1 pseudogene is annotated in these 1,415 nt (G+C 70.7%); it reads left to right on the top strand.

Going from position 1 to position 1,415, the window contains the following annotated elements:
* Positions 1 to 1,415, top strand: a pseudogene (locus ACFC1T_RS38370) (hypothetical protein); the annotation flags it as partial.

Raw genomic sequence — 1,415 nt, 5'->3', positions numbered from 1 at the left:
CGGTATGCGCAGAACCGGGCATCCGCCCCGGCGTTCCCACGCCGTCGCGGTCGCCCTCGTACTCGCACTGACCTCCGTCGGGCCGATCGCGCCACTGGCCTTCGCCGCCGACACCCCCGCCACCCCCGCGGCCTCCACCGACCGGACCCCGGGAGCGATCCCCAAGGACCTGGCCGACCGGATAGCCGCCGGCGACGCCAAGTTCGCCGGCCAGAAGCCCCCACTCGCCTCCGACCAAGCCATCGCCGAAGCCAAACGCACCGGCAAACCCGTCCCCGTACCGGAACTGACCGACGAGTACAGCGAAACCGTCGCCACCCCCACCGGCCACCTCTCCCGCACCCAGCACGCCGAACCCCAACGCGTGAAACACGACAACACCTGGGCCACCCTCGACGCCACCCTCGTCCCCGACGACCACGGCGGCTACCGACCCAGGACCGCCGTCGCCGACGTCCACCTCTCCGGCGGCGCGGACGGACCCCTCGGAACCCTCACCAGCCCCGACGGCGAGTCCCTCACCATCGACTCGCCCTTCCCCCTCACCAAGCCCACCCTCGACCCCCAGGGCGAAGCCCTCCTCTACCCCGAGGTCGCCCCCGGCATCGACCTGCGCGTCACCGCCTCCAAACTCGGCGGCCTCTCCACCGTCCTCGTCGTCAAGACCGCCGAAGCCGCCAAGAACCCCGCCCTCAAGAAGGTCCGCTTCCCCACCAAGGCCAAGGGCGTCACCGTCAAGGCCGACGACGCCGGCAACCTCACCGCCACCACCAAGGACGGCAAGGTCCGCTGGCACGCCGCCACCCCCCAGATGTGGGACAGCACCACCAGCACCACCAGCACCACCAGCACCACCACCGGCACCACCACCCCGAACGCCCCCAAGGGCAAGGCCGCCGCCGCCCAACGCGACGACCAGACCCCCACCCAGACCCCGGCCGGCGGCGACGCCCCCGAACAGAAGAGCACCGCCGACGCCCCCGGCGCCGCCGCCAAGGTCGCCACCATGCCGACCACCGCCACCCCCGACGCCGTCGAACTCACCACCGACGACACCGTCCTCGGCAAGGGCCAGGGCCCCTGGTTCATCGACCCCGGCTGGATCTACGACCGCCGCGAGGCCACCACCTGGACCTGGACCCAGTCCGCCTACCCCGGCACCAACAACCTCGGCCGCACCGTCGCCAACTCCGGCGACCAGTACGCCCAGCCCGGCGTCGGCTACCAGGGCTACCGCACCTCCAAGGGCGTCGAACGCTCCTACTTCCAGTTCGACAACCACTGGTACAACGACGTCGTCATCAACAAGGCGACGGTGTCGTTCTTCGAGGCCAAGTCCTCCGACTTCTCCTGCACCAACAAGTACACCGTCGACCTCAAGCTCACCACCGCGATCGACGGCAGCACCACCTGGA

The sequence above is a fragment of the Kitasatospora sp. NPDC056076 genome, from assembly GCF_042266305.1.
Taxonomy (GTDB): Bacteria; Actinomycetota; Actinomycetes; order Streptomycetales; family Streptomycetaceae; genus Kitasatospora.
The sequence above is the reverse complement of the archived record's forward strand: the minus strand, read 5'-3'. Positions and strand labels throughout refer to the sequence as shown.